The sequence below is a fragment of the Mesorhizobium sp. M5C.F.Ca.IN.020.32.2.1 genome (assembly GCF_004023105.1).
GTDB lineage: Bacteria > Pseudomonadota > Alphaproteobacteria > Rhizobiales > Rhizobiaceae > Mesorhizobium > Mesorhizobium wenxiniae.
The window spans coordinates 1-575 of the sequence record NZ_RZSX01001587.1 but is presented as its reverse complement, the minus strand read 5'-3'; the positions used below and the strand labels follow the sequence as shown (position 1 = coordinate 575).

Annotated in this window: 1 protein-coding gene; it reads left to right on the top strand. The window is 60.7% G+C overall.

What is annotated here, in order from left to right:
- A partial coding sequence (locus EOA86_RS37605) for a dihydropteroate synthase (RefSeq protein WP_164892453.1) occupies nucleotides 1-575 on the top strand: 575 nt, incomplete at both ends.

Below are 575 nucleotides of genomic sequence, written 5' to 3'. Positions count from 1 at the left end.
GTCACGGGCTCGGCCAGGTTCAGGAAGCTGATCACGGCGGGCGATTATGCCGCCGCGCTGGAAGTCGCCCGCGACCAGGTCGCCAATGGCGCGCAGATCATCGACATCAACATGGACGAAGGCCTGATCGATTCGAAAAAGGCGATGGTCGAATATCTCAACCTCATCGCCGCCGAGCCGGATATCGCCCGCGTTCCCGTGATGATCGACAGCTCCAAATGGGAGATCATCGAAGCCGGCCTGAAATGCGTGCAAGGCAAGCCGCTGGTGAACTCCATTTCCATGAAGGAAGGCGAGGCGGCCTTTCTGCACCATGCGAAGCTCGTCCGCGCGTATGGCGCGGCGGTGGTTGTCATGGCCTTCGACGAAGACGGTCAGGCCGACACACAGGCGCGCAAGGTCGAAATCTGCACCCGCGCCTATAAGCTGCTGACCGAGCAGGCCGGATTCCCGCCCGAGGATATCGTTTTCGACCCGAACATCTTTGCCATCGCCACCGGCATCGACGAGCACAACAATTACGGCGTCGACTTCATCGAAGCAGCACGGCAGATCACCGCGACGCTTCCCCATGT